Genomic DNA, 6,345 nt, shown 5'->3' with positions numbered 1-6,345 from the left:
TGATTGCGCCGCCCCCACCTCCCAAGCCGCAGGCCGTGGACGACGACCACGAGGCCGAGATCGCGCTGGAGAAGAAGCGCAAGATCGAGCAGCAAAAGAAGGAGCGCGCCGAACAGGCCGCCCGTGAGCAGCGCGAGAAGGAACGCCAGGAGCGCCTGGACAAGGAAAAGGCCGACAAGGCGGCCCGGGACAAGGCCGAGCGCGAGAAGGCGGAAAAAGCCGAGAAGGACCGCCGCGACAAGCTCGAGCAGCAGAAAAAGGACAAGGCCGAGCAGGACCGCAAGGACCGCCTGGAGCAGCAAAAGAAGGACAAGGCCGAAAAGGAAAAGGCGGACCGGGAAAAGGCTGCCAGGGACAAGGCCGAGCGCGAGAAAGCCGAGAAGGCCGACAAGGAAAAAGCCGAAAAGGCTGCCAAGGCCGAAGCCGAGAAGAAGGCCGCCGAGGACAAGCGCAAGAAGGAACAGGCTGCCAAGGAAGCCCGCGAGGCCAAGGAGGCCGAGGCACGCCGCCTGGAGAACATCCGCCGCATGCAGGGCCTGGCCGGCAGCGGCGGCTCGGCCGGCGAAGGCGCGGGTGGCAGCAAGAGCGGTGGCTCGGGCAGCTCGGCCGGAGGCCCCTCGGCCGGCTACGGCGCCAAGGTGGCTGCGCGCGTCAAGCCCAACATCGTCTACCCGGACGCCATCAGCGGCAACCCGCGGGCCGAGGTGCGCGTGCGCACCGCGCCCGATGGCACCATCACCGGCGCCACCATTGCCAAGTCCAGCGGCAACAAGGCCTGGGACGATGCCGTCATCCGCGCCCTGCAAAAGACCGAGACGCTGCCGCGCGACATCGATGGCCGCGTTCCTTCGGACCTGGTCATCGGATTCCGCCCGCAGGACTGAACGGGCACGGGCCCTTCATCAAAAAGCCCCGCCGGTACCTGCCTGCGGGGCTTTTTCCATCTTGCGTTGTATGCAATCCGCCACGCGCCTGCGACTTCGCTTGCGGCACCGGCCGCTTGTCCCTAGCATCCCCGTCTTGGCCGCATTCGCGGCACCCGTCCACCATCGCAAAGGAGAGAACCCATGTCCCATTCGACACGTCCCTTTGCAGTCGTGCACGCTTGAAGCCCTAGCGCCTCCAGGCCACGCTGCAGACCTGATTCCCGGCCCCGCAAGAGGCCCGGCTTTCGGCTGCGCGTGCGCTTTTCCTGATGCCTGTCCATCGAGCTTGCGGCGACTGCCCGTTGCGCATTCCGCATCTGCCGGAATGTGCCCCAAGCACTCGATCGAAAGCCATTCATGGGCAATTCCCTTTCGGACACCTACATTGAGGTGTTCGCCAACCGCGGCGTCTGGATTGAAGACGCCGCCATCCAACAACTTCAAACGACGGCCCGCAACCTGGCCGGCATGCGCGCCGCCGTGGGCCTGCCGGACCTGCACCCGGGCCGGGGCTACCCGGTAGGGGCGGCCTTCTTTTCCGTGGGCCGCTTCTACCCGGCCCTGGTCGGCGGCGACATCGGCTGCGGCATGTCGCTGTACAGCACGGAGCTGGCGGCGCACAAGACCTCGGCCCCCAAGCTGGAAAAGGCAGTGGGCAACATCGACGGCCCCCTGCCCCAGGAACTGCTGGACGCCGTTGACATGCAGCAGCTGGAGCACATCGCCCAGGCCAGCGGCGTGGCCGACCTGGCGTATCTGCAGGACAGCCTGGGCACCATTGGCGGCGGCAATCACTTTGCCGAACTGCAGGTGGTGGACACGCTGTACGAGGACGAGGCGCTCGACAGGAAACGCGTGCACCTCATGGTGCACAGCGGCTCGCGCGGGCTGGGCGGCGCCATCCTGCGCGCCCATGTGGAGGCATTCAGCCACGACGGCCTGGCCGCCAGCAGCGATGCCGCCACGCAGTACCTGCGCCAGCACGCGGCCGCCATCGCCTTCGCCCAGCTCAACCGCGCCAGCATTGCGGCACGCCTGCTGCGCGCCCTGCGCACGCGCGGCCAGGCCCTGCTGGACATCACCCACAACCACGTGATCGCCCACCACTGGCGCGGAGAAGACGGCTTCCTGCACCGCAAGGGCGCCACGCCGGCCGACCAGGGTCTGGTGGTGATTCCGGGTTCGCGCGGCGACTACAGCTACCTTGTGCGGCCCGTGGCCGGGCGTGACGAGGCACTGCACTCGCTGGCACACGGCGCTGGCCGCAAGTGGGCGCGCACCGATTGCATGGGCCGCCTGCGCCCGCGCTTCACGCTGGACGAGCTGCTGCGCACAAAATTCGGCAGCGCCGTGGTCTGCGCCGACCGCGAACTGGTCTACGAGGAGGCCCCCCAGGCCTACAAGGACGTGGACTCCGTGGTCGCCAGCCTGCAGGCAGCCGGCCTGGTGCAACTGGTGGCGCGGCTGCGCCCCCTGCTGACCTACAAGAAGGGAGCCATGCAATGCTGCTGATCCAGCTGACCGCATCCCACGGCCCCGCCGAGTGCGAACATGCCGTGCGCCTGACCCTGCGCGAGCTGCTGCGCGACTGCGCTGCGCGCGGCATCGCCGTGGACGTGCTGGAGGAAACGCCCACGGCGGCCGGCTACAAGTCCGTGCTGCTGCGCTGCGAGGGTGACACCGGCCTGCTTCACGGCACGCTGGGCGCCTGGCTGGGCACCATCCAGTGGGTCTTCGACAGTCCCCTGCGCCCCCATCACCCGCGCAGGAACTGGTTTGTTGCCGTGCAGAAGTGCGAGCCGCCCCGGCAATTGCCGGCCGATGGCGAGATCGTCTTCCAGGCCTGCAAGGCCTCGGGCAAGGGCGGCCAGCATGTCAACACCACGGACTCCGCCGTCCATGCCCTGCATGTGCCCAGCGGCATCTCGGTGAAGGTCATGAGCGAGCGCAGCCAGCACGCCAACAAGCGGCTGGCGCGCGAGCTGCTGGCCCTGAAGCTGGCGCGCCTCAACGCGCAGGGCGAGGGCCAGGCCCGGCGCACGCGCAGCCAGCAGCACTGGGAAGTGGAGCGCGGCAGCCCCGTGAAGGTGTTCCGCGCCTGAACGCCCGGAGCTAGCCCCTGGCGCACATGTAGATGCCCAGGGCCAGCAGGCCCAGCATCAGCACGCGCTTGAAAACCTGGGGCGACAGCGACTGGCGCAGCCGCTCGCCCCAGGCCATGCCGGCCAGGGCGGGCAGCAGCATCAGTGCGGAAACCAGGGCCGTGGCCCCCCAGCCCGTCCAGGACGAAGCGGCATGGCCCGGCCCCTGCGCCAGCGCCATGCCCGCGCCCAGCGCCAGCGTGGACACCGTGAAGCACAGGCCCATGGCCTGCATCAGCGCCTGCCGGCCCAGCGCCAGCGATTGCAAAAAAGCCACGGCCGGCACCACGAACACGCCGGTCAGCGCCGTGATCCCGCCCGTCAACAGACCACACAACAGACCCAGCCAGGCCTGATGCCTCTTAGGCAACTGCAGGCCCGGCCCCCACAGGCCCCACAGGGCATAAATAACCAGGGCCACGCCCAGCGCCATGCGCGCCACGGCGGCCTCGCCCACCGGGCCCCACCACAGCATGCCGCCCACCGTGCCCGCGACAATGCCCAGCTGCATCCAGCCCAGGCGCCGCAGCAGCGGCCGCAGCGATGGCAGGGGCCGCATCTGCACCACATTGGTCACCAGGGATGGCAGCAGCAGCCAGGCCGCCGCCTGCCCGGCCGGCATGAACAGCGCCAGCAGCGCCATGGACACCGTGGGCAGGCCCAGGCCCACCACCCCCTTGACGACACCGGCCAGCCCGAACACGGCCACCGCCGCCGCCAGCACCCACCACGCATCCCACATCACGGCCACCCTGCACTTTCACTGACCTGGCTCAGGCCTTTCCTGAACCTCATGGCGCCATGCTCGCGCGCCATCAAAGGGATCACAATCGGGAATCTTCAAACCAAGGCTCAGGCCTGGCCTGATCCTTCAGCACCATAGTCCATGCGTTTCGACCTCACCGACCTGCAGCTGTTCATCCACATCCTCGACTGCGGCACGCTCACGGCGGCAGCCGGGCGCGCGCACATGACGCTGGCCTCGGCCAGCGAGCGCGTGCGCGGCATGGAGGCGCAGCTGGGCTGCGCCCTGCTCGCGCGCCAGGCGCGCGGCGTGCGGCCCACGGCGGCCGGCCACACGCTGGGCCAGCATGCGCGTGACGTTCTGGCGCGGATGCAACGGCTGCGCGGCGACATGGCCGAGTACGGCGCAGGCCTGGCCGGGCATGTGCGCGTCTGCGGCAACACCTCGGCCGTGGGCGAGCATCTGCCGCTGGCCGTGGCCGGATTCCTGCGCGGCCATCCGCGCGTGGCGCTGGAGCTGCAGGAATGCGGCAGCGCCGAGGTGCTGGACCGGCTGCGCCAGGGCCTGTGCGACATCGGCGTGGCCAGCGATGCGCAGGACACCCGCGGCCTGCAGGCCCTGCCCTGGCGCCCCGACCCGCTGGTGGCCGTGCTGCCGCGCGCCCACCGCCTGGCCCGGCGCAAGCGGCTGGCCTTGCAGGACCTGCTGGATGAAGACTGGGTGGGCCTGCCGCACGATGCCGCCCTGCAGGTGCTGGTGCGCCAGCAGGCCGCCTTGCTGGAAGGGCCGTCGGGAGGGCAGTTGCGCTGGCGCGCCCAGCTGCAGCACCTGGATAGCATCTGCCAGCTGGTGGGCCAGGGCGTGGGCGTGGCCGTCATGCCCGCCGCCGCCGCGCAGCGCCTGGCCCCGGCCAGCGGCGCCCGCGCCGTGCCCTTGAGCGATGCCTGGGCCCGGCGCCAGCTGCTGCTGTGCACGGCCCCGGAAGACCAGTTGCCGGCCCATGCAAGGCAGTTGCTGGCGCACCTGAAGGGACTGGGCCGCGCGGAGCCATAGCGAACCGTGTTGGAAAGCGCGATGCAGGACAATACGGGGATCATGACCCTCAAAGCCCCCGAACTGCTGCTGCCGGCCGGCTCGCTCGACAAGATGCGTGCGGCCTACGACTTTGGCGCCGATGCCATCTACGCCGGGCAACCCCGCTACAGCCTGCGCGCACGCAACAACGAATTCCGTCTCGAACAGATCGCCCAGGGCATCTCCGAGGCGCATGCGCGGGGCAAGAAATTCTTCGTCACCAGCAACCTGATCGCCCACAACGACAAGGTGCGCACCTATATCCGCGACATCGAGCCCGTGATCGAGTGCAAGCCCGACGCGCTGATCATGGCCGACCCCGGCCTGATCATGATGGTCAAGGAAAAGTGGCCCGAGACCGAGGTCCATCTCTCGGTGCAGGCCAACACCACCAACTGGGCCACGGTGAAGTTCTGGCAGAAGGCCGGTGTCTCGCGCATCATCCTGTCGCGCGAGCTGTCGCTGGACGAGATCGAGAAGATCCGCCAGGAATGCCCGGACATGGAGATCGAGGTCTTCGTGCACGGCGCGCTGTGCATCGCCTACTCGGGCCGCTGCCTGCTGTCGGGCTACTTCAACCGGCGCGATCCCAACCAGGGCACCTGCACCAATGCCTGCCGCTGGGACTACAAGACGCATGACGCGGCCGTGGACCCCAATACCGGCGAGGCCCTGGCCCAGACCATGGAGCAGGACTTCAGCTTCGAGAAGGCCCGCGAGGAGGCCGACAGCCAGTTCACCAGCACCTGCGGCGACGGCGCGCGCCACCCCAAGGCCGAGCAGGTCTACCTGCTGGAGGAAAAGGGCCGCCCCGGCGAGCTGATGCCCATCATGGAAGACGAGCACGGCACCTACATCATGAACTCCAAGGACCTGCGCGCCGTGGAGCATGTGGAGCGCCTGGTGAAGATCGGCGTGGACTCGCTCAAGATCGAGGGCCGCACCAAGAGCCTGTACTACGTGGCCCGCACGGCCCAGGTCTACCGCCGCGCCATCGACGATGCCGTGGCCGGCCGCCCCTTCAACCCGCACCTGATCACCGAGCTCGAAGGCCTGGCCAACCGTGGCTACACGGGCGGCCTGCTGGAGCGCCGTCCCTCGCAGGACTACCAGAACTACGAGACCGGCCACTCGGTGCTGCAGCGCAGCCACTTCGTGGGCGAGGTGCGCAGCTATGCCGACGGCATGGCCGAGGTGGAGACCAAGAACCGCTTCTCGGTGGGCGATACGCTGGAGATCATCCACCCGCAGGGCAACCGCCAGGTGCTGCTGGAGAAGATGTTCAACCTCGACGGCGAACCCGTGCAGGTCGCCCAGGGCAACCCGATCCGCGTGCGCATCCCGCTGGATGCACCGGCCGAAGGTGCGCTGATCTCGCGCCTGCTCTGAAGCCCGGGCGCAGGCCGCCCTGCCCTCCTTGCCCGTGATTTTTTCCTGGCGGCTGTCCAGGGCCATTGCT

At 68.9% G+C, this 6,345-nt stretch carries 6 protein-coding genes; 5 read left to right on the top strand and 1 reads right to left on the bottom strand.

Going from position 1 to position 6,345, the window contains the following annotated elements:
- From tolA to prfH, 3 genes are all read left to right on the top strand, one after another.
- Positions 1-884, top strand: an 884-nt coding sequence (tolA, locus tag A9976_RS23910) for a cell envelope integrity protein TolA (protein ID WP_183021055.1), incomplete at its 5' end; no start/stop codon positions are given.
- 399 nt (positions 885-1,283) lie between these two features.
- A complete protein-coding gene (locus A9976_RS23905) occupies positions 1,284-2,438 on the top strand; it encodes an RNA ligase RtcB family protein (protein WP_183021054.1) in 1,155 nt (384 codons plus the stop codon).
- A complete protein-coding gene (gene prfH, locus A9976_RS23900; protein WP_183021053.1) occupies positions 2,429-3,028 on the top strand; it encodes a peptide chain release factor H in 600 nt (199 codons plus the stop codon). Before A9976_RS23905 ends, prfH begins: the two co-directional genes overlap by 10 nt.
- A 10-nt stretch (positions 3,029-3,038) precedes the next feature.
- Here the strand turns inward: prfH and A9976_RS23895 are convergent, their stop codons facing one another.
- Positions 3,039-3,809: a sulfite exporter TauE/SafE family protein gene (locus A9976_RS23895; protein ID WP_183021064.1), complete on the bottom strand. Its 771-nt coding sequence runs from the start codon at positions 3,807-3,809 to the stop codon at positions 3,039-3,041.
- Positions 3,810-3,953: 144 nt separating this feature from the next.
- On the opposite strand from A9976_RS23895, the gene A9976_RS23890 reads away from it, so the two are divergent.
- Positions 3,954-4,865 carry a LysR family transcriptional regulator gene (locus A9976_RS23890; RefSeq protein WP_183021052.1) on the top strand — a complete coding sequence of 304 codons (912 nt, stop codon included), beginning with the start codon at positions 3,954-3,956 and terminating at the stop codon, positions 4,863-4,865.
- Between the two features lie 21 nt (positions 4,866-4,886).
- Entirely contained in the window at positions 4,887-6,275 is a 1,389-nt protein-coding gene (gene yegQ / locus A9976_RS23885; protein WP_183021051.1) for a tRNA 5-hydroxyuridine modification protein YegQ, read from the top strand.
- The last annotated feature ends 70 nt before the right edge of the window (positions 6,276-6,345 follow it).

The organism is Delftia sp. UME58 (assembly GCF_014170385.1).
GTDB lineage: Bacteria > Pseudomonadota > Gammaproteobacteria > Burkholderiales > Burkholderiaceae_C > Comamonas > Comamonas acidovorans.
The sequence above is the reverse complement of the archived record's forward strand: the minus strand, read 5'-3'. Positions and strand labels throughout refer to the sequence as shown.

Excerpts from the sequence above, each read along its gene's own strand:
- A9976_RS23905 (WP_183021054.1), top strand. The coding sequence starts at position 1,284 with ATGGGCAATTCCCTTTCGGACACCTACATTGAGGTGTTCGCCAACCGC.
- prfH (WP_183021053.1), top strand. The coding sequence starts at position 2,429 with ATGCTGCTGATCCAGCTGACCGCATCCCACGGCCCCGCCGAGTGCGAA.
- A9976_RS23895 (WP_183021064.1), bottom strand. The coding sequence starts at position 3,809 with ATGTGGGATGCGTGGTGGGTGCTGGCGGCGGCGGTGGCCGTGTTCGGG.
- A9976_RS23890 (WP_183021052.1), top strand. The coding sequence starts at position 3,954 with ATGCGTTTCGACCTCACCGACCTGCAGCTGTTCATCCACATCCTCGAC.
- yegQ (WP_183021051.1), top strand. The coding sequence starts at position 4,887 with ATGCAGGACAATACGGGGATCATGACCCTCAAAGCCCCCGAACTGCTG.